At 45.7% G+C, this 25,267-nt stretch carries 22 protein-coding genes, 1 pseudogene and 1 other annotated feature; of the genes and pseudogenes, 4 read left to right on the forward strand and 19 right to left on the reverse strand.

The annotated features are described in order from the left end of the window. Positions 1-11: 11 nt before the first annotated feature. From Q5C82_RS00105 to Q5C82_RS00155, 11 genes are all read right to left on the reverse strand, one after another. Positions 12-1,355 (reverse strand): amino acid permease, encoded by a 1,344-nt coding sequence (locus Q5C82_RS00105; RefSeq protein WP_003219943.1) that lies wholly within the window; start codon positions 1,353-1,355, stop codon positions 12-14. 68 nt (positions 1,356-1,423) lie between these two features. Next, positions 1,424-1,659: a binding site (T-box leader), on the reverse strand. A gap of 96 nt (positions 1,660-1,755) precedes the next feature. Beyond that, positions 1,756-2,790, reverse strand: a complete 1,035-nt coding sequence (locus Q5C82_RS00110) for a glycosyl hydrolase family 18 protein (protein WP_003219941.1) — start codon at positions 2,788-2,790, stop codon at positions 1,756-1,758. 106 nt (positions 2,791-2,896) lie between these two features. After that, positions 2,897-3,619 (reverse strand): lactate utilization protein LutC, encoded by a 723-nt coding sequence (lutC, locus tag Q5C82_RS00115; RefSeq protein WP_003219938.1) that lies wholly within the window; start codon positions 3,617-3,619, stop codon positions 2,897-2,899. Then, positions 3,619-5,058 carry a lactate utilization iron-sulfur protein LutB gene (gene lutB / locus Q5C82_RS00120; RefSeq protein ID WP_003219936.1) on the reverse strand — a complete coding sequence of 480 codons (1,440 nt, stop codon included), beginning with the start codon at positions 5,056-5,058 and terminating at the stop codon, positions 3,619-3,621. Before lutB ends, lutC begins: the two co-directional genes overlap by 1 nt. A gap of 26 nt (positions 5,059-5,084) precedes the next feature. Further along, entirely contained in the window at positions 5,085-5,801 is a 717-nt protein-coding gene (gene lutA, locus Q5C82_RS00125; RefSeq protein WP_003219934.1) for a lactate utilization iron-sulfur protein LutA, read from the reverse strand. A gap of 174 nt (positions 5,802-5,975) precedes the next feature. Beyond that, the gene (locus Q5C82_RS00130) at positions 5,976-6,593 is read right to left on the reverse strand and encodes a DUF2812 domain-containing protein (RefSeq protein ID WP_003219931.1); all 618 of its coding nucleotides are present in this window, start codon (positions 6,591-6,593) and stop codon (positions 5,976-5,978) included. Then, on the reverse strand, positions 6,590-6,919 hold the full coding sequence (locus Q5C82_RS00135) for a PadR family transcriptional regulator (protein ID WP_003219929.1): 330 nt from the start codon (positions 6,917-6,919) through the stop codon (positions 6,590-6,592). Before Q5C82_RS00135 ends, Q5C82_RS00130 begins: the two co-directional genes overlap by 4 nt. 119 nt (positions 6,920-7,038) lie before the next feature. After that, positions 7,039-7,641 carry a two-component system response regulator YvfU gene (gene yvfU / locus Q5C82_RS00140; protein WP_003219927.1) on the reverse strand — a complete coding sequence of 201 codons (603 nt, stop codon included), beginning with the start codon at positions 7,639-7,641 and terminating at the stop codon, positions 7,039-7,041. 16 nt (positions 7,642-7,657) lie between these two features. After that, on the reverse strand, positions 7,658-8,773 hold the full coding sequence (locus Q5C82_RS00145; protein WP_032727284.1) for a sensor histidine kinase: 1,116 nt from the start codon (positions 8,771-8,773) through the stop codon (positions 7,658-7,660). A 3-nt stretch (positions 8,774-8,776) separates the two neighbouring features. Continuing rightward, on the reverse strand, positions 8,777-9,514 hold the full coding sequence (locus tag Q5C82_RS00150) for an ABC transporter permease (RefSeq protein WP_003219923.1): 738 nt from the start codon (positions 9,512-9,514) through the stop codon (positions 8,777-8,779). Beyond that, a complete protein-coding gene (locus Q5C82_RS00155) occupies positions 9,515-10,420 on the reverse strand; it encodes an ABC transporter ATP-binding protein (protein WP_079996464.1) in 906 nt (301 codons plus the stop codon). A gap of 284 nt (positions 10,421-10,704) precedes the next feature. Here Q5C82_RS00155 and Q5C82_RS00160 point away from each other — a divergent pair, with 284 nt between their 5' ends. Both Q5C82_RS00160 and Q5C82_RS00165 read left to right on the forward strand, forming a co-directional pair. After that, entirely contained in the window at positions 10,705-11,514 is an 810-nt protein-coding gene (locus tag Q5C82_RS00160) for an alpha/beta fold hydrolase (protein WP_003219918.1), read from the forward strand. A 34-nt stretch (positions 11,515-11,548) separates the two neighbouring features. Continuing rightward, positions 11,549-12,760 (forward strand): PP2C family protein-serine/threonine phosphatase, encoded by a 1,212-nt coding sequence (locus tag Q5C82_RS00165; RefSeq protein ID WP_003219916.1) that lies wholly within the window; start codon positions 11,549-11,551, stop codon positions 12,758-12,760. A gap of 40 nt (positions 12,761-12,800) precedes the next feature. Here Q5C82_RS00165 and Q5C82_RS00170 read toward each other — a convergent pair. The 7 genes and pseudogenes from Q5C82_RS00170 to lutR form a co-directional block, all read right to left on the reverse strand. Beyond that, a pseudogene (locus Q5C82_RS00170) lies at positions 12,801-14,092 on the reverse strand (arabinogalactan endo-1,4-beta-galactosidase). A gap of 80 nt (positions 14,093-14,172) precedes the next feature. Then, on the reverse strand, positions 14,173-16,236 hold the full coding sequence (ganA, locus tag Q5C82_RS00175) for a beta-galactosidase GanA (RefSeq protein ID WP_079996465.1): 2,064 nt from the start codon (positions 16,234-16,236) through the stop codon (positions 14,173-14,175). A gap of 17 nt (positions 16,237-16,253) precedes the next feature. After that, entirely contained in the window at positions 16,254-17,105 is an 852-nt protein-coding gene (gene ganQ / locus Q5C82_RS00180) for an arabinogalactan oligomer ABC transporter permease GanQ (protein WP_003219912.1), read from the reverse strand. A gap of 3 nt (positions 17,106-17,108) precedes the next feature. Beyond that, complete coding sequence (gene ganP / locus Q5C82_RS00185; RefSeq protein ID WP_003219911.1) at positions 17,109-18,365, reverse strand: arabinogalactan oligomer ABC transporter permease GanP; 1,257 nt, start codon at positions 18,363-18,365, stop codon at positions 17,109-17,111. A 39-nt stretch (positions 18,366-18,404) separates the two neighbouring features. Further along, a complete protein-coding gene (gene ganS / locus Q5C82_RS00190) occupies positions 18,405-19,670 on the reverse strand; it encodes an arabinogalactan oligomer ABC transporter substrate-binding protein GanS (RefSeq protein ID WP_003219910.1) in 1,266 nt (421 codons plus the stop codon). Between the two features lie 141 nt (positions 19,671-19,811). Further along, a complete protein-coding gene (gene ganR / locus Q5C82_RS00195) occupies positions 19,812-20,804 on the reverse strand; it encodes a galactan degradation operon transcriptional regulator GanR (protein WP_003219909.1) in 993 nt (330 codons plus the stop codon). Positions 20,805-20,985: 181 nt separating this feature from the next. After that, positions 20,986-21,708, reverse strand: coding sequence for an L-lactate utilization/bacilysin biosynthesis transcriptional regulator LutR (gene lutR, locus Q5C82_RS00200; RefSeq protein ID WP_003219908.1), 723 nt, complete (start codon positions 21,706-21,708; stop codon positions 20,986-20,988). Between the two features lie 227 nt (positions 21,709-21,935). Here lutR and lutP point away from each other — a divergent pair, with 227 nt between their 5' ends. Then, a complete protein-coding gene (gene lutP, locus Q5C82_RS00205; RefSeq protein ID WP_003219907.1) occupies positions 21,936-23,627 on the forward strand; it encodes an L-lactate permease LutP in 1,692 nt (563 codons plus the stop codon). Positions 23,628-23,653: 26 nt separating this feature from the next. On the opposite strand, the gene rpoN is transcribed toward lutP, so the two are convergent. Continuing rightward, complete coding sequence (gene rpoN, locus Q5C82_RS00210) at positions 23,654-24,964, reverse strand: RNA polymerase factor sigma-54 (protein WP_003219906.1); 1,311 nt, start codon at positions 24,962-24,964, stop codon at positions 23,654-23,656. Between the two features lie 78 nt (positions 24,965-25,042). Between rpoN and yvfG the strand changes: the two genes are divergently transcribed. Next, positions 25,043-25,261, forward strand: a complete 219-nt coding sequence (gene yvfG, locus Q5C82_RS00215) for a protein YvfG (protein ID WP_003219905.1) — start codon at positions 25,043-25,045, stop codon at positions 25,259-25,261. The last annotated feature ends 6 nt before the right edge of the window (positions 25,262-25,267 follow it).

Consider the following 25,267-nt stretch of genomic DNA (forward strand, 5'->3'; position numbering starts at 1 on the left):
GGGTTCCTTATTTACTGATGCTTGCGCCCTTTGACCACATATGCAACTGTAATCAAAAGGTAGATCGCCGCAGTAATGCTGGTAATGACAATTGACGTTGTCAGGATGACCCCGATCAGAATCGCGAGTAACGCCAGTATCGCAAACCATGTGGTGTACGGGAACCATTTTACATAATAGGCCGGTGTTTCTGTTTGCCCTTTTCTCGATTTCAAATGAGCGAAGCCGATGATCAGCCAAATGAATAAAACGGTATATCCCAATGACCCCATTAAGTAATTAAACGTTTGGCTTCCTGCGAACAGAGAAATCAATACGCCTATATATAAAGAGGAAGTGCACATCAGAATCGCAAACATCGGTACGTTTTTCGATGAAAGCTTCGAAAAGATCTTCGGAAGCCTACCGTCAGTAGCCTGTGTATATAAAATGCGGGATGATCCGTATAAACCTGAATTCATAGAAGAAATGATTGCCAGCAGGATGACTGCGTTCATGATATGATCCGCGCCCGGAATACCTACCATTTTAAAGACCATCACGAAAGGACTTTCCGGAACGGCATTCACTTGATTCCATGGAATCAGGCTGACGATGATGAAAAACGGCAGCAGGTAGAATGCGACAATCCGTGTCAGTGTGCTTCGAACAGCTTTCGGGACAACCTTTTCCGGGTTCTTTGTCTCAGCAAGCGTCACACCAATAATTTCTGTACCGCCGTAAGAGTAGATCACGACAAGCATCGCCGCAATCAGCCCTGTGCCGCCGTGCGGGAAAAATCCGCCGTGCTCTGTCAGGTTTGAAAACCCGGCAGCTGTATGATCACCGAATGATACAAATAAGAGCAACAATCCTAATATAATAAAGACAATAATAACAGTAATCTTGATCATTGCCAGCCAATATTCGGTTTCGGCAAAGATTTTAACAGAAAGCAAGTTCACAATCGTGACGATAAGAGAAATCCCTAATGCCAAAACCCAGATCGGGCAGCCCGGCAGCCAATATTGAATAAAGATCGCAGCCACAACAGCTTCAGCCGCAATATTAAGCACCCACATTTTCCAGTATATCCAATCCAAGAAATAAGCAGCGTAATTTCCTAATACTTGCTGAACAAGATCCCGGAAGGTTCTGGCATTTCGGTTGCGCACAGCCATTTCCGCGAGCCCTTGCATAATAAACAGCAAAATAATGCCGCCGAGCAGGTAAGCGATAATGACAGATGGCCCTGCCACATCAATCGCTGAGCTGCTCCCTTTAAATAAACCTGCGCCGATTGCTCCGCCCAGCGCCATCATCATAATATGGCGGGACGTCATCGTGCGTTTTAACGTCTGATTGTCCTTTTTCATCTTCTTGTACCTCTCCTTCTCGTTTTCAAAAACAAAAAAGCCCGCCGTCTCCTATCTAATCTAATAGATAAAGAGACGACGAGCCTTCGGCTGACCGCGGTACCACTCTTGTTGATTCTTCATGAAGAATCCAGCTTTTGACCTGTAACGAAGGTTAGCCGTTAAAACATGGGGAATATTCAATCTATTCCGTTTCGTCTTACCACTCCCGGGCGAGTTCAAAGAAGAATCAGGCTGCGTCTCACCATCCCGCAGCTCTCTGTTCTGATACCTTTCTTTTACTGCTCCCAATCTATGTGTTTTAGTTTTCTGAAAAACTTAAATTTTACGATCTGAATATATTAACATAATATACGTGCTTCTCTTTTCCCTGTCAATAACTTCAGAAAAAAAGAAATTGTTATTTTGTCCCTTTTTGAATGGCTTTCCAAAAGGATTCTGACTCGTTTCCTAATGCGTAGACTGAGACTCCTGCTATATTATATTGCTTTGCTAGATGGCTTTTCGTTTGTATGGTTTTTTCGTTTTCATACCACACGACATGTTTATGCTTCTTTTTGTCAACGTAAGAAAACGTCATCGAACCTGTTTTTTTGTTGAATGCCGGCTTTGCTTTTTGTTTTTTGATAAGGGACTTGAGTTCATTCCATTCCCGCATTGTGCTGCCGCTTCCGTCTTTCACATTCCAGTCATAGCCGTACGCCGGGATTCCCATGATGACTTTATTGGCTTTGATTTTTTTGACTGAAAACTGCAGAGAGCTTTTGATCCAGCTTGTGCTCGCCACTGATCCCGGATCGCCCCAAATGCCGTGTTCATCGTAAGTCATCACCTGCACGTAATCCGCATATTTACCGATTTTCGCATAATCATACGGCCAGCTCCAGTCATCATTTTGATCATCGGCGCTTTTGGCAGGAACAGAAACCATTGTTTTAATATGTTTCTTTTTCAGAGCCTGTGAGACATCTTGAATGAAGCGCGAGTATTTGGATCGGTCTTCTGGATTCACTGCTTCAAAATCGATATTGATACCGTAGTATGAGTGCTTTTTGGCCAGTGCTATTAGCTGATCTGTGAATCGTTTTTTCGCTGTTTTATTACTCATGACCCGCTTGGCTAAACCCCCGTCAAAATCGTAAATGGCGTCATTATAGTTTGAAATGACAGCCCATGTCTTGATTTTTTTCTTTTTCGCATATGTTAGCTGCTTGCTTGGGGCATCGCCAATGACTTGTCCGTTTTTTTCAAACGCAAACGTATCTGTAGCGATGGAATTCATGTATGTATGATATTTCGTAAGAGAATTGTATGAGGCCGTATCCCCAGTCGTGTAGCCTAATGTCACGCCTGCTGCCTTCGCTTCTGTTTTTGTATACATAAACAGCACGATCGCAATCGCCAGTGAAACAGCTATAATCAGCCATTTTTTCATCGCATTTCCTCCTTTTTCAAGTCATACTCTTCTCATCGGCCAAATTTTTGGAAAATGAAGTTTTTTCAAGCTAAAAGCCCGGCATATGCTGCCGGGCTTTTTTAGATCAGCGGTCAGAGACGAGAATGTATGCGGCTTTTACAGGTCCGTGTACCCCAACAACCAAATCCATTTCAATGTCGGCTGAGTTACTCGGTCCAGTAATATAGTTGATGCATGAAGGAACAGTGACGCCGTCCGCAATGTTTTGGCGGATGATATCACTGGCTTGCGTCATTCTCGGCACGATGCTTGATTTCGGGACAATCGCAATATAGGTCGTCGGCAGAAGGCTGACAGACCGGCCGATGTCTTTTGAGGAAAAGAGAACAACCGTCCCCGACTCTGCCAGTGTGATTTCACTGAATGTAATTCCTACATTGGCTTGCTCCGCTTTTTTGATATTCTCTTCACCTTTAGAAGCATCCCACTCCCAGACCGGCGTTCCATCGTTCGGCCAGTCTTTGGTGAGCAGGCTTTTTAGTCCGTATGCTTCAAAGCGGGGGTCCTTCGGAATGATGACAGGGCCTCCGGAAAACCGGCTGACCTGCTCGCGGAGGGCATCGTAAAGGCCGGTTGAATCCGTTTCAATCAGCTCTGTATGGATTTTGACGCAATGGTTTTTAAGGACTGTGACTAAGTCATCCGCTGAATAACCTTTAAGTGTTTGATACTGCGGTTGATGCGCCCACTCAGGGACTGCCACGCCTCCTGTTCTTCTTTCACGGCCCAGACGTGATGCGATCCGGTTTAAAAAGCTCTCCTGATTCTGAACGGTTCCCTTCGTCATCACTGCTCCTCCTTCGTGCGTTCACTTGTTTCTCTGTCTGTAAACCAATCTCTGAATCTCGATTTATGCGGTGCTGGGAAGTCACGGATCTGTGTCCAGCTTTTGAGCGGGCCGGGCCCTTTCGAAATTTTTTCGTCCTCTGTAAAAGGCGTCATGGCGGCTGGCGCCCATTTTGAACCCAGTTTATAGAGCGACAAAGAGGACGCGCCAAGTCCGAACGCTTTCATCGCCAGCTTTTCACTGATCGGCGCTCTGCCTTCTTTTTCGACGATGTTCTGACGATGCTTGAGAAGCAGCTCATGAAGCGGAATTTTGACTGGACAGGCTTCTGAACAAGCCGCGCACAATGTAGACGCGTACGGCAGCTCCTTAAAATCGTCATAACCGCCGAGCAATGGTGATAAAACCGCTCCGATCGGCCCCGAATAGATGGAGCCGTATGAGTGTCCGCCGACATGGCGGTACACAGGGCAGACATTGATACAGGCGGCACAGCGGATACATTGCAGCACAGACTGGAATTCCGTTCCAAGAATATTGGACCTGCCATTGTCAACGATGACAAGATGGAATTCCTCCGGCCCGTCCACTTCCCCTTCCAGCTTAGGGCCTGTCAAAGCTGTAATATAACTTGTCAGCCGCTGCCCGACAGCGCTTCTCGTCAGCATGCTGACTAGTACTTCAAATTCTGAAAATGACGGGACAATCCGCTCCATTCCCATGACGGTGATTTGTGTTTTCGGCAAGGTGCTCACAAGCCGTCCATTTCCTTCATTGGTCACAAGGCTGACAGAACCCGTATCAGCAATGGCGAAGTTACAGCCGGTAATGCCGATATCCGCTTCCAGAAACTTCTCACGGAGGATAGCGCGCGCATGCATCACTAGCTCTTCCGGTTTTTCTGTATGTTGATAGTCCAGTCTTTCTTTAAATACATCGCGTATCTGCTCTTTATTTTTATGAAGGGCGGGCGCTACGATATGTGAAGGCGGATCATGATCATCAATCTGCAAAATATACTCGCCGAGGTCGGTTTCGACGACTTCGCAGCCTTCCTGTTCCAGCACCTCATTTAGATTGATTTCCTCTGTGACCATTGATTTTGATTTTACAATTTTCTTCCCGTTCTTCTTTTGAATAACATCGCGAATATAAGAAGACGCCTCTTCCGATGTTTCCGCGAAATAGACATGTCCGCCTCTTTTCGCCACATTTTCGGCAAGCTGGCCGAGATAGAAATCGAGGTTTTCAAGGACATGCTGCCTGATTTCCTCTGATAACGAGCGCCACTCCTCCCAGTTCCCCAGCTCTTCGGCTGCTTCAAGGCGCCGTGTCCGCAGACGCTCCTGCGCCCCCGAAACAGCACCTCTCATAAATTCATTATCGATCCCCTGTGATACCCGCTCTTTAAAAGCGTCAGTACCGATTTTCATCGCCATGATCCTTTCCCCCTCTGAATCCAGTTTTATCTGCTGTTGAGCACTTCGGCGATGTGCATCACTTTGACATTCTTGTCTTTACGATCAAGCCGTCCCCCGATATTCATCAAACAGCCGCAGTCAGCACCGATCAGCACCTCTGCTCCCGTTTCCTCCACACATGCGACTTTTTCATCGACCATCTGCTCAGAGATCTGCGCCATTTTGACGGAGAACGTTCCTCCGAATCCGCAGCAGTTATGTTTGCCCGGAAGCGCTGTGAATTCTAGGCCCTTCACATGACTCAGAAGCTTCATTGGCTCCTCCCGAACCCCGAGCAGCCTTGTCATATGGCACGACGTATGTAAGGTTGCTTTTGTTTGAAGGGTCGCGCCGACATCCTCTACCCCAAGGACGTTCACGATAAAATCCGTCAGTTCATACGTTTTATCGGCAAGCTTTTGCGCTTTGCCGGCCCATTTCGGGTCATCCCGAAACAGGTGCGGATACTCCCGGAACATCGTCGTGCAGGAACCGGAAGGGCTGACGACATATTCGGAATCCTGAAACGTTTCGATCATCCGTTTCATTGCTTTTTTGGCGTCATTCACATAGCCGCTGTTGTAAGCCGGCTGCCCGCAGCAGATCTGACCCTCCGGAAAATCAACCTCACACCCAAGGCGCTCCAGCAGCTCAACTGTTGCTTTTCCGACATTTGTTTGAAACATATCAACAAGACAAGTGACAAAAAGTGAGACTTTCATGATGAACCCCTCTCTCATCCCCAATATATGATCTGGTCATCTGATGACCTGAGTTAAAATAACTATATGAATATCGTACACTATTCTGACAATAGAAGGAAAGGGTTTTCTATACATTCCTGCAATAAAAAACGCCTGTTTCACTGGACAGACGTTCATGGTGCAACACACTTTTTAATGGTCATACAGGCACTTCCTGTACTTTTTATATGTTTTCACAAATAGATAAAAGAAGCTAAGAGCGCTGAGGAGAACAATCCATCCCGCTCCCCCTCTCATCAGTGCAAAAGGTGTTTCAAACAAAAAGGCCCTAATAAAAGTTGCTCCGGTCTTATCCCACAGTCCCGGCGTATAATACAAACTCTGGGGACGGATAAATAAATCAGTATTCAAAGCATTGGCAGTAAAGAGAGTCAGGATGAAGGATAAGAATATAAATGAAAGTGCAAAGTACGCTTGAAATAAGCGTTTGTATCTTCCAGCTCTGGATTCTGCATCAGAAAAAATATCGTCTGATGCACTGGAGTTCTCTTTTCTAAAATAATGCAGGCCTTGCGAACTGAAAAGATGCTTCCATCCGCTGTCTTCAAATAGAGTGCGATAATCAGTAAAATCCTCCGGATGTTTAAAGGTGCGATAGTCTATTTTGACGATAGAAGGGTCTGACGTTGCTTCGTCTGCAAACCGATAGGAAAAAAATCCTTTTCCTTTTAATCCGTACCCCTTATCTGCCATCTTATTGAGCCACTGTTCCTCACAGTCTATGTCCGTAAAATATCTGTATTTCTTCATATGGCCTCCCCCTTTTTATTTAATTCCTGCCTCGTTATCTCAACCAGCCGCTCCATTCTCTCCATGTCCTTCCTTAATACACTTCTTCCAAGTTCAGTGATGAGGTATGTTTTTCTGCGGCGGTCTTCACTTGGATAAGGCTCTATCAATTGATGCTTCAATAAGTTTTCGATTGCGCCATAAAGAGTTCCAGGCGCCATTTTAACTCTTCCGCCGCTAAGATCTTCAATATTTTTCATAATGATGTAGCCGTGAGCAGGATGTAACAAAGATAAAAGTACATAGTAAACAGTCTCAGTCAGCGGCAAATGCTTATTTTCATTCATATAACGGCCTCCATATTCAGTACAACTGTATAGTTCCATAATATACAGTCGTACTGAATATTGCAACCATAAATAACCAGATGAACAAAAAAACCTGGCTATAAATAACCAGGTCTACATTAAATCCAGCCCTTTTCCTCAGCAATGCTGGCTGCTTCTGTCCGATTTTTCGCATCGAGCTTTTGGATGATTTCTGATATATAGTTTCGGACTGTGCCTTGAGATAAATAGAGTTCCAGCGTAATATCTTTCGTTGTCTTGCCTAAAGCCGCCAGACGCAGAATTTCTTGCTCCCTTACTGTGAGCGGATTTTCGTCTCGCATCATATTGAACGTCAGCTCCGGGCTGAAGACTCGTTTTCCCTTTACACACTTTCGGATGGCGTCGGCCAGATCGTCAATTTCGCCGTCTTTCAGCAGATAGCCATGTACGCCGGCTTTGACGGCGCGTTCAAAATACCCGGGGCGTGCAAAAGTGGTTAAAATAATAACTTTGCTGCCGCAGCCTTTTTGCATGAATTCCTCTGCCACATCCAGCCCGCTTCGAACCGGCATTTCAATGTCCATGATGCATACATCAGGCTCCAGCTTCAAAATGGCTTCTAGCGCCTCTTCCCCGTTTAATGCTTGTCCGATGACTGTCATATCCTCTTCTAAATCAAGCAGAGATCCCAAAGCGCCTAAAAGCATTCGCTGGTCCTCAGCAATAAACAGACGAATCATTCCTTTCGTCCTCCTATCATTCTGCTTTTTTAATAAGGGGAACTGTCAGTGTCACAATCGTTCCGTTATGAGCTGAAAGTGTTAATCCCCCTTCAATGAGCATGAGCCGTTCTTCCATTCCCCGCAGGCCATTCCCAAACGTTTTCTCCTTCGCCGCTCCCTTTCCGTCATCCCGTATGACAATCCGCATTTTGTCAGCGAACTGGGCAATGGTGATGGCGCAGTGAGTGGCATTGCTGTGCTTGATGATATTGGTCACGGCTTCCCGCATACACATGCTAATAATATTTTGCGTGACGGGCGATATTACTGAAAAATCTTCGTCCCCTTCGTATTGAAAGGTAATGTCCCCCGTTCTTAATATGTGCTGAATGTTGGCGAGCTCCTCCGTCATCGTGACCGTTCTCATATCAGAAACCAGCTCACGAACCTGCTTGAGTGCGGCTCGTGAACTTGTTTCCATTTCTTTTGCTTCAAGCCGGGTCCGTTCTGGCTCAGATGTTGCCAGCCGCTGAATCAGCTGACTTTTTAATGTAAGGAGCGACAAAGTATGGCCGAGGGTATCGTGAAGATCACGGGCGATTCGAACGCGCTCCTCTCTTTTGGAGAGTTCTTTTATCTGTTCGTTGGCTTGGGCAAGCTTGGTTTCGAGTTCAATTCTCCGAAACAAAGAACGGATTCCGAATGGAGAAATGAGCATGATGACGAGAAACGGGAGAACAGAAAAAAGCTCCCGGAGCGAGACCGAATTCGCGAGTAATTGATAAAAACATGGAAAAAACAGCATAAAGAGTAAACCGCAAAACGCACGGTTAAACTTTGTTTTCTCTTTGTAATAACCAACAAAGTTTGCCGGGAAAAAACCTAAATAGATATAGGTGATATTGTAAAACACACTATAGATAAAAATAACCGCCATTTGCACGATAAGCCAATACGTAAACGAAGCTCTGTCGACACTGCAGAACAACTGGCGATATGCCATGACAAAAAAGATCAGCATGCCATATCCAATCACCTGTTTGATGCCTGATTCTCTCAATAAAGTAAGAAACGGCATGATGGTATACACCAGAAAGATATAAGGGAAAAACCCGAATTGCCTAGGGAATATGGATGTTAAGAGTTTCATGTATTACACCGCTTCTTGTTTTCTTCTTATATATTTAGATAGTAGCATGAAGAGCATCAAATAAGCGATTAATACCAGAATATTTTTCCAGGTTGGACTCCCGCCTCGGACAAGTTCCCACGCTCCGCTCCCGAAATGATAGGATGGAAGCCACCGGCCAATGTTCTGCATCATATCAGGCATGACCTCAAACGGCATCCACATGCCCCCGCCTAAAGCGAGCAGCATGTAAAGCACATTACTGATTCCGGCTGCAGTTTCTACTTTTCTCATGAGGCCGATGAGTGTACCTAACGCTAAAAACGGCAATGCGCCAAACAAAATCCATAGTCCGCTCATGATCCATTCAAACGGTGACAAGGCAATGTCATTGATAATGGCGCCGAACAGAAAAATGACGGTAATGGATAAAACGTGAATCACACTTTGGCCGATCATCTGAGCTGATAAATAGATATGATCCGGAAGAGGCGTAATGCGGATAAAAGCTGTCCAGCCTTGTGACCGCTCTTGAACCATACGGATTCCAAGCGTCATGATAGAGGATCCCATCACACTGAAGACTGTCATCGACATTAAGTAATGGGCGTCCCATGCACGTTGATCAGGTACGTTGGTATTCACTACATTGGTAAAGAGATAATAAAAGGCAATCGGCATCATCAGCGACCAAAGCACAAAGTACTTATTCCTAAGCACCCTTTTCATTTCAGCTATGCTTTGTTTCTGCAGCATGTTCACTCACATCGCCTCCCTGTTTCCGTCAGCCAGCTGGCGAAATGCCTCATCGAGCGTTCCTTGCTCAATCCGGATATCGCGTGCATGTATGTTTTCTTGAAAGATCAGCGCTAACACTTTGTCTGTATTTGATGTTTGGATGATGGTTCTCTTATGCTTGTGGATCACTCGCTCTACTTCCGGGTGACGAGACAGCCTTTCCAAGGATTCATCTGAATGTAATGTAAAGGAAACAGACTGTTTTTGAATCCTTGAGCGGAGTTTCATTGGTGAGTCGTCTGCCACAAGGCGCCCGTCAGCAAAAAATAAGATTCGCTGTACGGCATCATCTGCTTCCTGTAAATAATGAGTTGAAAATATAATCGTTTTTCCTTGATCCGCCAGTCCATGAATGGTCTGCCAGAATCGATGTCTTGATGAAGTGTCCATCCCGACTGTCGGTTCATCGAATATAAGCAGCTCCGGGTTCCCGGCAAGAGCCAAAGCAAAGCTCAAACGGCGTTTTTGTCCGCCGGATAATTTTTCTGCTCTTGTTTTCAAATCTTCTTTTGTGAGTGCTGTTAACGAAACGAGTTCTTTCATGGACAATGGATTCGGATAATAGCTTCGGAAGAGTTCGAGGATTTCACTCACCTTCAGACCCGGCATGACACTCACTTCCTGCAGCATCACGCCTATTTTTTCGCGAACCTGTTGATCATCGGGAACCCGGTTAAATAGTTTGATGTCTCCCTTACTCGGTTTCAGCAATCCTAGGATCATGGAGATGACGGTCGTCTTCCCTGCCCCATTCGGTCCGAGAATAGCTGCAATTTCTCCTTTTTTCATACTGAAGCTGATGTTGTTTACAGCTGTTTTTTGCTGAAAATGTTTTGTCGTATTGCTTACTGATACAATCTCATTCATCACATGAGCACCTCCTGATGGCTTACATTGATTGTAAAATGACGGAGAAGATGACGTTAGTATGGGGTGTCATGATATCAGAGTGACAAATGTCATATTCTTCCCCACCGCATGTGCCTAGGCCATCCATCCTCTACATCTTCCAATTCATCCAGCTCTCCTATGCCTGATGTCCCCTTTCTTTTAAACTGCTATTTACTTTCATAGAAAGACACACTCTTGAAACGGCGAGTGTTATGATATACATATTGAACTTTATTTTACTTTCCGGCTGAAAGGAGCCAATCATGAACGAAGCGATTTTGTCTCGAAATGATGTGAAGGTGAAGGGAAGCGGCAAAACATCTATCATTTTTGCACCTGGTTTTGGCTGCGATCAAAGTGTGTGGAATGCCGTGGCGCCGGCCTTCGAAGAAGAACATCAGGTCATTTTATTTGATTACGTCGGTTCGGGGAATTCGGATTTACGCGCATATGACCTGAATCGTTACGGAACACTTGACGGCTATGCCCAAGATGTTCTTGATGTTTGTGAAGCTTTAGATCTGGGAGAAACCGTGTTTGTGGGGCACTCTGTTGGGGCTGTCATTGGCATGCTAGCTTCGATCCGCCGCCCGGAGCTGTTTTCCCATATCGTGATGGTGGGACCTTCTCCTTGCTATTTGAATGATCCGCCTGAGTATTTCGGAGGATTTGAGGAGGAGCAGCTCCTTGGTTTGCTGGAGATGATGGAGAAAAATTATATAGGCTGGGCTACTGTATTTGCGGCAACCGTTCTGAATCAGCCAGATCGGCCTGAAATCAAGGAAGAACTTGAAAGCCGTTTTTGTTCTACTGATCCTGTGATTGCCCGGCAGTTCGCGAAAGCCGCGTTTTTTTCTGATCACCGGGGGGATCTTTCGAAGGTGACGGTTCCCTCTCTTATTCTCCAATGTGCAGATGATATCATCGCACCGGAAGCAGTAGGTGAGTATATGCATAAGCACCTCCCTTATAGCAGACTGAAACAAATGGAGGCACGCGGGCATTGCCCCCACATGAGCCATCCGGAAGAGACGATACAGCTGATCAGCGATTATTTGAAAGTATACGTGTGATATAGGAACGAAAGGGATAGAGGTGACCCTCTTAATGGACAAACAATTGAATGATGCACCATGCGGTTTCCTCACTTTGTCAGAAGAGGGTTCGATAGTAGCAGTCAACCGTACCCTGCTCAACATTTTGAACTATGAGCAGGAACAGGTTATCGGCCAGCATATAGATACAATTTTGACCGTTTCCGCACAGCTTTTCTACCAGCTTTATTTTGTTCCGCTTTTAAAGCTGGAGCACAGCATCGAAGAAATGTATATTTCCTTGAAAACAAGAGATGGTGAAGAAATTCCAATTCTTGTTAATGCTGTTGCAAGAGCTGATCGCGGAGCAACTGTCACCGAGTGTGTTCTGATTCCGATGCGGAAGCGAAATGAATATGAAAATGAGCTGCTGATGGCCAAAAATGCGGCTCAGAAAGCTTTGCTTGCTAAACAGAAAGCCAATGCAGAGTTAGAAATTGCCTTGGGAACGCTGAAGACCAAACAAGAAGAACTTCTTGAAACCAACAAACAAAATCAGCAATTTAAATTAAATACCAAAAGAGAGCTTGAGCTCGCCAGAAAGATCCAAGAAAACTCGTTGACTGAACCGATTGTAAACGATCAGATTCAGATTGACGCTTATTACAAAGCATCCAGTGAGTTATCGGGGGATTTATACGGATTCTATCAAATCGATGCAACTCGTTACGGCATTATTATCCTTGACGTGATGGGCCATGGGATTTCATCTGCTATGATTACGATGTCTCTTCATCCTTTGTTCCAGCGCCAGATCACGCAAGGCCTCAGTCCCGTCAAAGTCATGAAGGAATTAGACCGTCACCTCCACAGCTTGTTTCAAAATGATGAGGAAGCAAGACATTATTGCACGGCCATTTATCTTGAGATTGATACAGCCCGGCAAAAAATTGGTTATGTCAACGCAGGACATCCGCCAGCATTATGGCAGGGCGCCGGCGGAACCCAAAATCCGCTGCACGCAACCGCGCCTCCGATCGGGATGTTTGAAGACACGGTGTTTCATTCTAGCAGCCTTCCCTACACGGAGGGCGGAAGGCTCCTTCTATATACGGATGGCGTGATGGATCCTACGGCTTCATGTTATTTATTTGATTTATTAAAGGATCATCCCGATTTGCCTATTGCTGACCTGAAAGAGAAAATCCTTACATCACTGCATCATCATAAGGAAGCCCATCATAAAAGTGATGACGAATGTTTTATATTAGTTGATTTAAAATAAAATGATCCATGAGATAGTACATCTCATGGATTTTTATGTTTCAGCGCTTCTTCGGGGTATGGCCTGACTCCGCATATTGAAACACCTGCAAGGAAGGCAGCGGGTGTCCGTTAACATCAAACAAAGCTTGGTTATCCACAGCACTTCCCCCATACCACTTCCCAGCATCTTCAGGGTCATATTCAGCAGCATAGCTGGAGGCCCAGCCTGACCCGTATGTGTCCCACAGCACTTTGTTTTTCTCTACCTGTGTTTTCGGCCCGACTGGAGTCCACGCAGGTTCCCAATAGAAAACGCCAAGTCCCGCCGTGCCTGTATTCGCTACGGCCTGCATCACATCTCTTATCGCATCCGCCTGGCCTTGAACGGAAATTGGATATGGCAGCGTCTGCCCGCTTTTTGGCGCTGTATTTTCATGCCCATCGCCATCCTCAGCGGTATAGGTGTATGATGTCTCCGCCACCATGACTTTTTTGCCGTACGTATCGGAAACAGCCTTCAGCACGGAGGTCAAATTCTGTAATGTGCCATGCCAGAAAGGATAATACGAGCTGGCAAACACATCATAATCCACTTTGTTTTTGCTAAGTGTTTCTGCAATAAATGAATACCTTCCTGCCGTTTCAGGATTGGTAAAATGCAGTGCGACCAAAATACCTGGGTCTGTCTCCCTGACCGCGCGGCTTCCTTCATTAAATAATTGGCTCATTTTCGCCCAATCGGTTTCACCTGCAAATGCCCCTGTCGTTTCATTTCCGACCTGAACCATGCCAATGTCGACGCCTTCCTTGATCATCTTTTGCAGGCTTTGTTTCGTATACTCATAGAGCTTTGTTTTTTTAGCTTCAAAGCTGAGCTTCGCCCAAGCTTTGGGTACCTTCTGTTTCGCAGGATCGGCCCAGAAATCAGAATAATGAAAGTCGGCCAGCACCTTCATTCCATTCGCTGTGGCTCTTTTTCCGATTTCGATGGCTTTTTGAACATCATTGTTCCCCCCTCCATACCCATTGCCATTTGAATCATACGGGTCATTCCAGATTCGGACGCGAATATAGTTGATGCCAGCTTGTTTTAAGGTTGTAAAAATGTCCTGGCGTTTACCGCTAGTATTGTAAAAAAGGTGACTCCGCTGTTTTCTAAAGCAATAACACTGGACACATCTGCCCCTTTGATAAAGTCCTTGTTCATACCCTCTACTTTTTTAACGAAAAGATCATCTGTCCGAAGCTCAGGCACATGTTTCTGCCCCTCAATGGCAGCGGCATTTCCCGTAGAACTGAATGCACTCCACACGATGGCAGCCGCAAAGAACATTTTCACTCTGCCCCTCATGATTCCACCCCTCACTCTAAAGTAAGCGTTTTTCAAATATGCTAGAAAAAGAATCCGCCCGTATCGAGCGGAGCATCAGCCTAATGTGTATTTACGACAATTCTGACTTCATATTTTTCCAGCGTCAGGTCACCTGATAATATGTCTCCTGTCATCATATCCTTCACACTGTGATCAAACGTGACCAACTGCTTTTCTTCCGTAAAATTCATGACAAAAATATAATCATTATCCTGATCCTGCCTCGCTTGTACGGAGACACCTTTTCCATGCCGAACCGGAAAAACAGGAGAAAGAGACAGGTCTGTGATGAGCCCTTCATAAAAATCCCGGTGAAATTGATCCTTCAAACGCGCACCGATAAAATACGCCTTGCCCTGTTGATATTGATGGCTTGTCACCGCTGGCGTACGCGCGTAAAAATCTTCTTGATACACCGCTTCTGCTGATGCGGTCTTGACATCGATCACGGTTGCATAGTCCTTCATTTCATATGTTTGGCTGCGATAGCTGACAGCATTTCGATCCTTCGGATATAGCGTGTCGGTTTCAAGAGGCTCAATTCCGAAAATAGCTTGCAAATCCGGATGCCATCCTCCTGTATACGTTAAATCATGCTCATTTACAATCCCGCTGATATATGTCATGACTAAGGCGCCGCCGTTAGCCGTAAACGTTTTCAAACGGGAAATGGTGTCTTCGCTGATTAAATATAGCATCGGGACGATCAACAGTTTATATGGTGAAAAATCCTGTTCTTTTGTGATGACGTCGACAGGGATATCGTGTTCCCAGAACGTGCGGTAATGCTGCTGAAGCGTTTGCGCATAACGTTTTGTCGCCTTCGCAAACCCCTGAGCATCCTCGAGCGCCCAGTGATTTTCCCAGTCATATAAAATAGCCGTTTCAGCGGGCCTCTTCGTTCCGACAACCTCGGACAGCCGTTCTAATGTTTCGCCGGTTTTGGCCACTTCTTGAAAGACCCGGTTCTTCGGGCTATTGTCATGATCTACTATTGCCCCGTGCAATTTTTCTGATGATCCGCGCGATTTGCGGTATTGGAAATAGAGAACGCTGTCCGAACCGTGGGCAATCATTTGCATGGACGACAGCAGATTCATGCCCGGGCGCTTCGCCTTGTTGACGTTATGCCAATTGACCGCGCTTGGCGTACACTCCATTAATAAGAAAGGCTGCTGCTTCAGGCTCCGGTACAGGTCATTGATAAAGCCGACCTTCATCGCCAAATCAGCTGTGCTTTCCCAGTCATTGTGCCAGACCGGATAAGCGTCCCAGCTGATAACATCGACATGCTTCGCAAATTTGCTGTAGTCTAGGCCCTGATACGGAATCAAATCCGGTGTGTCAGCCATAAAGTTCGTTGTGATAGGGATATCAGGCGTCAGTTCATTCAGCGGAATGATTTCATTTTCATAAAACGAAATCGTTTGATCTGTGACGAACCGGCGCCAGTCTAAGTTCAGGCCGTGTAAGCCGTTTTCACCGATCGGCGAAGGGCTTTCAATTTGTGACCAGTCATTGAATGTGTGGCTCCAAAAAGGAGTCCACCACGCATGGTTCAATGCCTTGAGACTGTTGTCATATTTCGATTTCAGCCACTCCCTGAAAGCATGCTGGCATAGATCGCAGTGGCACTCTCCTCCGTATTCATTTGAAATATGCCACATTAACAGCGCAGGATGATTGCCGTATCGTTCTGCTAGTAACCGATTGATGTGACGTGTTTTTTCACGGTAGACTTGAGATGTGAGGCAGTGGTTGTGCCTTCCGCCGTGAAGCTGTTTGACACGGGAGGCATTGACGCGCAAAACTTCAGGATAGGTTTGCGACAGCCAGGCAGGACGAGCTCCGCTTGGTGTTGCTAATATGACCCTGCCGCCTATGCTGTGAATTCGTTCAAAAATATCGTCCAGCCATTCAAATTGGTATACGCCCTCCTCTGGCTCAAGCGCGCTCCATGCAAAAATGCCGACAGAAAACGTATTCGTATGAGAAAGTTTCATCAGCGTGATATCATCGGCTAAAATATCAGGGCGATCCAGCCATTGATCAGGATTGTAGTCTCCTCCGTGAAGCATAAATTTTGCCCCTGTTACGTGCGTTTTTTCAAGCTTTGACATCATATTCTCCTCCTTATCCCTTAACCTTTTGTTCCCCCCGCGGTTAATCCGGACACAAAATTCTTTTGCAGCATGATAAAGATGACGGCAACCGGTATGCTGATAAGCAGGGCTCCGGCTGCAAATGTCGTATAGCTGGCCCCCATGACATCATTCACTAAATTGAATAGACCTACGGGCAATGTATATGATTCAGGCGTTCTCAATATCGTTGAGGACAGCACAAAATCTCCGAGCGGGCCGGTAAAACTGTTCATAGCGACCACTGCCGCCATCGGTTTTGATAATGGCAGAATGATCTGGAAGAAGATTCTTGTGCTGCTGGCCCCGTCAATCTTGGCGCTTTCGTCTAAATCCATCGGAATGGAATCCATGTACCCTTTCATCAAATACGTATTCATCGGGATCAGCCCTCCGATATAAAGCAAGATTAACAGCCAGTGGCTATTGATCATTCCTAAGATTTGCGCCAATACAAACAAGGCAATTAAAGCCGAAAACTGAGGAATCATTTGCAGCAATAAAAAGAGAGTTAAAGCGTATTTTCTCCCTTTAAATCGAAAGCGCGAGAACGCATAGGCTGTAAACGTCACACAGATTATAGACCCCGCCATCGTAAACAGGCTGATCTTCATTGAGTTGATATACCACTGCACATATTGAAGGCTTTCTTTGCCCGCAAATAATTCCTTATAATGGTCGAATGTCGGATGCTTCGGAATGATGGATGTACTGATCAAGCTATTGCCGGGGTTAAAACTTGCGCCTGCCGTCCAAAGGAGAGGATAAACAATGATGACCGCCATACAGGCTAACAACAAGTAAGAGAGAAGGAGACGGATATATTTTCTGACCTTCATATCTGCCAGCATGCCTCATGCCTCCTCTTTAAAAGACTTCGTCTGTCTGAACTGCCACAAAGCGACGGAGATGACAAACACAGATAATAAAATGGTTAAAGCTGCGGCGAGTGAATATTGGCTTGACTGCATTGTCAATTTATAAATCCACGAAACAAGGATATCTGTCCCGCCGGCAGTTGATCCGGTTACAGCCGGACCGCCGCCATTGAATAGATAGATAATATTAAAGTTATTAAAATTAAACGTAAACTGAGTAATGATAATCGGAGCCATGGCAATGAACACCATTGGAAGCGTAATGTATCTCAGCTTTGCGAAGACTGAAGCGCCATCAATCGTAGCTGCTTCATACAGATCGTCCGGGATGGACTGCAAGACGCCTGTTGAGACGAGAAAGATGTACGGAAACCCGAGCCAGCCCTGCATAAGAATCAGCGCAAGTCTCGACCAATTGGCATCTGTCATCCATGGAAGAGGCTCTATGCCGAAGAAAGCCAAGATATCGTGATTCATCGCACCGAAGCTATCATTAAACAGCCCTGCAAAAATTAAAATCGTAACAAATCCAGGAACGGCCCATGGCAAAATGAGAATCGTCCGGAAAAAGCGTTTAAAACGAATGTCTTTCTGATTGACAATAATCGCGAGAAAAATCCCCAAACTAACTTGCAGTGTGGATGCGGCAAGTGTCCAAACCACCGTCCAAGCCAGCACATCAAAAAAAGTCGACCTCCAAATATCAACTGTGAAGATGTTTGAAAAGGTTTGAAAACCCACCCAATCAATTAATTTAGCAGGAGGAGAATGATACAAATCATAGTTTGTAAACGCTAATGCAAAGCTGAATAAGATGGGGAAGATGACGGAGAAAATTAAAATAAACAAAGATGGGCCGCTGACAACATAAGGGTAGCCATGAGAAATGATATGTTGGTATTGTTCCTTGAGGGAGCTCAATGGCTTGTTTTCATCACGCCGTTTTCCGCTTTGAAACGCATCGCGAAGATTCACATAATATACCGCAAGGCCAAAGCAGGTCACGATGACAGCGATAATTCCTTCCGCCAGCAGAAACACGGAATTATCCCGCGGCACTTCTGTTCCCAGTGTAAAGATTCCCCAAAACCCCATATTGAGCAGATCTCCAAAGACTGCAAAAAACGATGCGCCTAAGAAAAGAAAGACAAAACCTTTTATCCATTGTTTGTTATAAAATTGCCCGAGCCCCGGGATGATAGACAGCAACAAAGCGATTTGACGATGCTGCACCGTTTTCACCTCTCTTACCATACAAATCTAGCTTTCTCTTTATTTTCCGCTGTGTTTTGCCTTGATTTGTCCTTTGGCCGTTTCAGCAGCTTGATCCAATGCTTGTTTCGGATCCGCTTTTCCTGTTGCAACCGTCTGCAATGCCGAATCAGCCGGCGTCCATATTTCATTCATTTCCGGAATATTTGGCGTCAGCTCTGAGAAGCGGGATTGTTCAGTAACAGCCCGTGCCGCCTCGCTTTTCATAATAGCTGGGTCATCGGCTAAGGATTTCACAGCTGGGACTTCTTTCGTTTGTTCATATCGTGTTTTAGAATTTTTTTCGTTTGCCAGGAAAACAGCCAATTCTTGCGCCAGCTCCGCATTCTTTGAAAATGCACTGACGTTGTAGCTTTTGACACCGATAAAGGCACTCATGTTTTTGCCATTTTCCAGCTCCGGCAGTTTCGTTATGCCATAATTGATTCCTGCTTTCGAAAAGGCTTCTACATTCCACGGACCTGAGATAATCGCGGCGGCTTTTCCTTCTGTGAACAGCGATTCCAACACATTAATCCCTTGTTCTCCAATAATGCCGGCCGGGAATAAGCCATCTTTGTAAAACTTCTGAATCAGTGCCGCACCTTTGACAGCGCCTTCATTATTGATCCCGATATCTGACGGGTTATAGCTGCCGTCTTTGTCCTTTCCAAAAATGTATCCGCCGTACCCGCTCATCACACTTTCCGCATAATAAATTTGATCGAACAGGGCTAAAAAGCCAAATTTGCTGCCATCAGCAGTCTTTTTGGAATAGTCGTACCACTCTTCCAGCGTTTGCGGCAATTCCTTTTCTGAAATGAGATCTTTGTTGTAAAAAAGCACTGTCGTTTCGACCGCTTTAGGCAGTCCATAGAGCTTTTGATCTACCATTTGAGACTGAATGGAAGCGTCAGTATAAAGCGATTGAACGTTCTTTTCGACATGTAATTCCTTGAGTAATCCTTCTGTGACAGCTGTTCCGATTTGGTCACCTGGCATTGTTAACACGTCAGGACCCGTGCCGGCCGGTCCGTCCATCCGCAAATCTTCAATCTGCTTGGCATATGGTTTTTCAACAACTTTGACCTTCACATCATGCTCTTTTTCAAACGCAGCCACGGCGTCTGTAATGCCGATGCTCTTTTCCTTATCCTCCCACACGACAAGCTCCGCCCCTTTTGAACTTGATTTGGCGCTGCTGCTTTCCTTTGGGCCGCAAGCCGCCAAGGATAAACTGACAGCCACGCAGATCATAAGTGCGGAATACTTTTTTGCCATTTTCATTGATTGTCACCCTTTCGTTCTGAATGAAAGCGCTTTAAAAATAATATAGCACGGCTGAGAAAATGTGTAAACAAACTATTTACTCTTATTAGTAAATTTTTTTACCTAAATAAAAAATGACTTAGTCTCCTAAGCCATTCTTCAATTCATACTCTTTCTGACGATTAATTCCGCGCCCACATATAATGTTTTTACCGTTCTTCTCTTGTCCTGCACTTGTTCAAGCAGCATTTCAACAGCATTTTTACATAATTCATGTATATCAATATGAAACGTCGTCAGAGGGGGTGAGACATACTTTGAAAAGCTGATGTTATTGATGCTTACTACGCTTACCCTGTTCGGTATGGGAATTCCTTTTTCGTTCAGGGCTTGCAGACAGCCTACTGCAATCGGATCGGCTGCGATCAAGAAAGCAGTCGGAAGCTGATCGCCTAATGTGTCGATCGCAGCTGCCATCAGCCGGTAACCGTTTTCTACAGAAAACCCGCGATGACAGAAAATATAACGCTCATCCAGCATGCCTTTTTCCCTCATATAGGATCTGAAAGTTTGTTCACGGATGTCCATTTCATCCTGATTGGTGTTCGGGTTTTTGTATGTGCCGCCGATAAAACCGATGCTCTTATGCCCTTTCTCACTCAGGATGTTTACCGTCTTCCTTGTCATTTGAGCTAAATCAGGCCTTACCGAGTCAAAATGATCGGGATCAGGAGTTGAATCGATAAAGACGCCGTTTTCAGTGAGATTTCTGAGGAAAGCCAGCTCATCATCAGAAAATGTCCCGACAGCTATAAACCCTTCCGTGTGTTCAGGGATTCTTTCGATGCCATCCGATATTTTATAAGTGGTCATATCGATATTGAAGGTTTTCGCCAATTTCTCTACTTCTAATCTCATCGTTTTAAAATAGACATCTTCTAATTCTTCTTTATCGGTCAGCCAATATAAAAACGCAATATGTTTCACTAGCGGCCTCACTGTTTTCTTGCGGTAATTGAGCTTTTCAGCCGCTTCATATATTTTCTCCCGTGTCTCATCAGGAACAGAAAGGCTTTCATCGTTATTTAAAACGCGGGAAACGGTTGAAATTGAAAATCCCGCTTCCTGCGCGATATCCTTAATTGTCGCCATTGCATCTGCCTCCATTACTCAGCTCGCTGTTCATTTTAGTAAAATATTTTACTTTCTTTTTCGGAAATGTCAAGTGCACAAAGCTCTTGCTGCATCATGTAAAAAGACTGAACCATTTGCGGCTCAGTCTCGGTTGTTCGTATCATGCGGCGCTTGCGGAATTGCCCGGGAAATGAGTTGGTTATTGCACATTTTCCTCGAAATATCCCGAAAGAACATCTTCCACATTCGTTAAATGCGCCAGCATGGCGGCTTCTGCCTGCGCTCCATCCTGTGATGCCACGGCCTTGTAAATCCGTTCATGCTCCTCATACAGCCGCTGAACTGAGGTCTTCTTGGAAAACAGCCAGATTTTCCGTGTTTCTCTCATCGTTTCCAGCAGCAATGATGACACATGGTTCATCAAGTGTTTAAGAAGGTCATTTTGGGAAGCGTCAGCTAACGCGAGATGAAATGCGAAGTCTGCTTTCTCGCCCAGCTCCCCGTCCGTTTCAATGTTGCCCATTTCCTTTAATGCAGCATGAATTCTTTCGAGATCAGCTTCTGTTCTTTTTTCAGCAGCTAATGACGCTACACCGATTTCAAGCAGTTTTCTGACCTCAAGCAGCTGCTTGACGTCCTCTTTTTTCATGAGAAGGGCGGCTGAGAGCGGCTGAGAAATTTGATTGAGCTCAAATTCCTTCAGGTATGTGCCTTCTCCCTGTTTCATTTCGACAAGTCCCATCGCTTTTAGCGCGGAAAGTGCTTCGCGAACTGCTGAGCGGCTGACTTGAAAGCTTTCGGAAAGCGCGTGAACGGAGTCTAATTTATCTCCTGGCTTCAATTCGCCGTTTTTGATCATATCTAATAGTGCATCCGCCACTTCTTCATATATTTTCTTTGTTTTAATCTGTTTGTATTTCAATGCAATTCACCCCGTAACTTGTAGGTCTGGCTGTTTACGATCTATTATACTCTGTTTTGGGGGCCGCCAAAAGATTTTGACAATTTTGTCAAAAAGTCTTGTACTTTGATTTTTTTCAAAATATAATGCTAGGTAACTGGTCTTATTACCCAGTCATCAGATGATCATATCATCTTTAGAAACCGCTTACACGTAACGCCAGTTCATGTTTCAAGGAGGGGTTTGGGATGCAATGGACACAGGCATATACGCCTATAGGGGGAAACTTGCTTTTATCAGCGCTTGCCGCACTTGTACCGATTATTTTCTTTTTTTGGGCGCTCGCGATCAAACGGATGAAGGGGTATACAGCGGGCTTGTCCACATTGGGAATCGCACTTATCATTGCTGTATTGGTTTATCGGATGCCGGCAGAAAAAGCGCTGATGTCCGCGACACAAGGAGCCGTATACGGGATTTTGCCGATCGGCTGGATCATTGTGACGTCAGTTTTTTTGTATAAAATCACTGTGAAAACGGGACAATTTGATATTATTCGCAGTTCTGTTCTCTCGATTACGGATGACCGCCGGCTTCAGGCGCTCCTGATCGCTTTCTCATTCGGGGCTTTTTTAGAAGGAGCTGCCGGCTTCGGAGCGCCGGTCGCCATTTCTGCCGCGCTGCTGGTCGGCCTCGGCTTTAACCCTCTTTATGCGGCGGGAATCTGTTTGATCGCCAATACGGCGCCGGTCGCCTTTGGCGCGATTGGGATTCCGATTACAGCTGTAGAAGGGCCGACTGGGATTCCGGCGATGGAGATTTCGCAAATGGTCGGGCGGCAGCTGCCGTTTTTATCCGTATTTATTCCTCTCTATTTAATCATCATCATGAGCGGGTTCAGGAAAGCCTTTGAGGTCTGGCCAGCGATTCTCGTTTCCGGTGTTTCCTTTGCTGTTGTTCAATATCTCAGTTCCAATTTCTTAGGGCCTGAGCTGCCGGATGTTTTGTCAGCGCTTGTTTCGATGGCTGCGCTTGCTGTGTTTTTGAAATGGTGGAAGCCGAAAACAACATTCCGGTTTGCCAATGAACAGGAATCTGCCGCCGCGATTGAAACGGCGAAAACGAATCCAGCAGCGCCTGCGTACAGCGGCGGACAAATTTTCAAAGCCTGGTCGCCATTTCTGCTGCTGACGGTGATGATTTCTGTATGGGGCATTCCAACTGTCAAAGCCGCGCTGACCGGACATTATGAAGGCACTGCTGTTTTCTTGAAGTGGCTGAACGCAGTTGGCGAAAAACTGACTTTTGCTCCTGGTGTGCCTTTGTTGAACAATCAAATTGTCAATGCCAACGGTACGCCGATTGAAGCAGTTTACAAGTTAGAGGTGCTTGGTTCGGCCGGCACCGCGATATTGATTGCCGCTGTATTGTCAAAATTCATCACGGCCATTTCGTGGAAAGACTGGGGAGCTGTTTTTATAGAAACGATCCAAGAGTTGAAGTTTCCGATTTTGACCATCGCTTCTGTCGTTGGTTTTGCCTATGTCACCAACTCCTCTGGAATGAGTACGACACTCGGAATGACACTCGCGCTGACAGGTTCGATGTTTACCTTCTTTTCGCCTGTTCTCGGCTGGCTCGGCGTCTTCATTACCGGCTCGGATACGTCTGCCAACCTGCTGTTCGGCAACCTGCAGAAAGTCACCGCGTTATCGGTCGGCATGGACCCTGTTCTCTCTGTCGCCGCCAACTCTTCAGGCGGTGTCACAGGAAAAATGATTTCGCCGCAGTCGATTGCGGTGGCGTGCGCCGCGGTAGGACTCGCCGGGAAAGAGTCGGATCTTTTCCGCTTTACCGTTAAGCACAGCCTGTTTTTGCTGCTGCTCGTTTGTATTATCACCTTTTTGCAGCATCATGTGTTCAGCTGGATGATTCCTTAAAAAAATCCTCCCAACATGGGAGGATTTTATTTATACCGTTTTCTCGCTGCCGATGACGGAATGTTCATTTGATCGCGGTATTTTGCGACCGTGCGTCTGGAGATTTGGATGCCGTGCCGTTCGTACAGCAAGTCGGCAAGCTTTTGGTCTGAGAGCGGTTTTGTTTTGTCCTCTTGATTGACCAGATTTTCTAGATGGGTTTTGACTGCATAGTTTGACGCATCTCCATCTCCCGAAGCCTCAGCCTTTGCTGAGAAAAAGAGTTTCATCTCAAACAGTCCGTACGGCGTTTGTATCGTTTTCCCTTTGATTGCCCGGCTTACAGTTGATTCATGGAGGCTCAGGCAGTCTGCTACCTCCCTAAGCGTCAGCGGCTTCATTGCGCTTCGCCCTTTCAGAAAGAAATCCTTTTGGCGAGTGATCAGCTCATTGACAATTCTCGTGATCGTCTGTTTTCGCTGTCGCAGCGCGCGGCTCAGCCAGCGCCATTCCTGGTATTTCGCAGATAAATATGAAGCGGTATCCTGACAGGAGCCGGACGATAAAAGTGTTCTATACTGCGGATGTAGGTCTATCTCTGGAAACGAGCGGGTATTCAGCTCTGCTGCGATGTACCCGTTTTTCACGGTGATAAAAATGTCAGGCTCGATATACACATCTTGCTCTGGCCGGGCAAACAGAAGGCCCGGTCTTGGATGGAGAGCTGCGATGTCATCAGAGATATCTTGAATGGTATGAAGCGGAATTCCAGTCTCTTTTGAAAGCGCTTTCCATTTCTTTTGCGCAAAAGCATTAAAATGAGCTGAAACAAGCATTTCCGCTTGTTCATTTCTGTTCGGCAGCCGCTGTAATTGGAGAAGAATGCATTCCTGCAGAGATCTAGCGCCAATTCCAGCCGGCTCTAACGACTGGAGTTTTGCCAAAACCGCTTCCGCTTCCTCGGTCGAAACAGATAGTTGCCGTGCTGCCTCCTCTATATCTTCTTCCAAGTACCCGTTCGAATCAAGCGAATGAATCAGATAATTGAAAATCTTTTTTTCGGAGTTTGTCAGATTCATATCGAGTGACTGCTGTTTTAACACATCCTGCAGTGTTTTTTGCGGATCACTTAATTGAAGGCCTGCTTCCTGTGCATTCATCCTGTTTTTATTTGTTTTATGGTAAGATAGTGGCGGTGTGTCCGTTTCCTTTCGTTCAATAAGAGGGTTTTCCAGTGAGAGCTCATCAATGTATTCGGCGAGTTCTGCCGAATGATAGCCTAGCAGCGTGATGGCCTGCCTGAGCTCCTGTGTCAGTTGAGGCTTTAATACTTGTACTTGCTGAAGTTTCATATCCATCTTGCTCACTCCCCTTTCTTCATTGTACATGATTGAGATCACACCGTATACATTTATGAAAAAGGAGCTGCCAAAGAAATGTCTGAACTTTTTTCCGTCCCTTATTTTATTGAGAATTTAAAACAGCATATTGAAATGAATCAGTCTGAGGATAAAATCCACGCGATGAACAGCTACTACCGTTCCGTCGTCTCGACGCTTGTGCAGGACCAGCTGACGAAAAACGCAGTTGTCTTGAAACGGATTCAGCATTTAGATGAAGCATACAACAAAGTCAAACGGGGAGAATCAAAATAAACCTTC

Origin of the sequence: uncultured Bacillus sp. (genome assembly GCF_958411575.1) — a bacterium.
GTDB classification, from domain to species: domain Bacteria; phylum Bacillota; class Bacilli; order Bacillales; family Bacillaceae; genus Bacillus; species Bacillus spizizenii.

Coding starts and splice junctions, on each gene's coding strand:
- Q5C82_RS00105 (WP_003219943.1), bottom strand. CDS start 1,355: ATGAAAAAGGACAATCAGACGTTAAAACGCACGATGACGTCCCGCCAT.
- Q5C82_RS00110 (WP_003219941.1), bottom strand. CDS start 2,790: ATGAAAAAATGGCTGATTATAGCTGTTTCACTGGCGATTGCGATCGTG.
- lutC (WP_003219938.1), bottom strand. CDS start 3,619: ATGACGAAGGGAACCGTTCAGAATCAGGAGAGCTTTTTAAACCGGATC.
- lutB (WP_003219936.1), bottom strand. CDS start 5,058: ATGGCGATGAAAATCGGTACTGACGCTTTTAAAGAGCGGGTATCACAG.
- lutA (WP_003219934.1), bottom strand. CDS start 5,801: ATGAAAGTCTCACTTTTTGTCACTTGTCTTGTTGATATGTTTCAAACA.
- Q5C82_RS00130 (WP_003219931.1), bottom strand. CDS start 6,593: ATGAAGAAATACAGATATTTTACGGACATAGACTGTGAGGAACAGTGG.
- Q5C82_RS00135 (WP_003219929.1), bottom strand. CDS start 6,919: ATGAATGAAAATAAGCATTTGCCGCTGACTGAGACTGTTTACTATGTA.
- yvfU (WP_003219927.1), bottom strand. CDS start 7,641: ATGATTCGTCTGTTTATTGCTGAGGACCAGCGAATGCTTTTAGGCGCT.
- Q5C82_RS00145 (WP_032727284.1), bottom strand. CDS start 8,773: ATGAAACTCTTAACATCCATATTCCCTAGGCAATTCGGGTTTTTCCCT.
- Q5C82_RS00160 (WP_003219918.1), top strand. CDS start 10,705: ATGAACGAAGCGATTTTGTCTCGAAATGATGTGAAGGTGAAGGGAAGC.
- Q5C82_RS00165 (WP_003219916.1), top strand. CDS start 11,549: ATGGACAAACAATTGAATGATGCACCATGCGGTTTCCTCACTTTGTCA.
- ganA (WP_079996465.1), bottom strand. CDS start 16,236: ATGATGTCAAAGCTTGAAAAAACGCACGTAACAGGGGCAAAATTTATG.
- ganQ (WP_003219912.1), bottom strand. CDS start 17,105: ATGCTGGCAGATATGAAGGTCAGAAAATATATCCGTCTCCTTCTCTCT.
- ganS (WP_003219910.1), bottom strand. CDS start 19,670: ATGAAAATGGCAAAAAAGTATTCCGCACTTATGATCTGCGTGGCTGTC.
- ganR (WP_003219909.1), bottom strand. CDS start 20,804: ATGGCGACAATTAAGGATATCGCGCAGGAAGCGGGATTTTCAATTTCA.
- lutP (WP_003219907.1), top strand. CDS start 21,936: ATGCAATGGACACAGGCATATACGCCTATAGGGGGAAACTTGCTTTTA.
- rpoN (WP_003219906.1), bottom strand. CDS start 24,964: ATGGATATGAAACTTCAGCAAGTACAAGTATTAAAGCCTCAACTGACA.
- yvfG (WP_003219905.1), top strand. CDS start 25,043: ATGTCTGAACTTTTTTCCGTCCCTTATTTTATTGAGAATTTAAAACAG.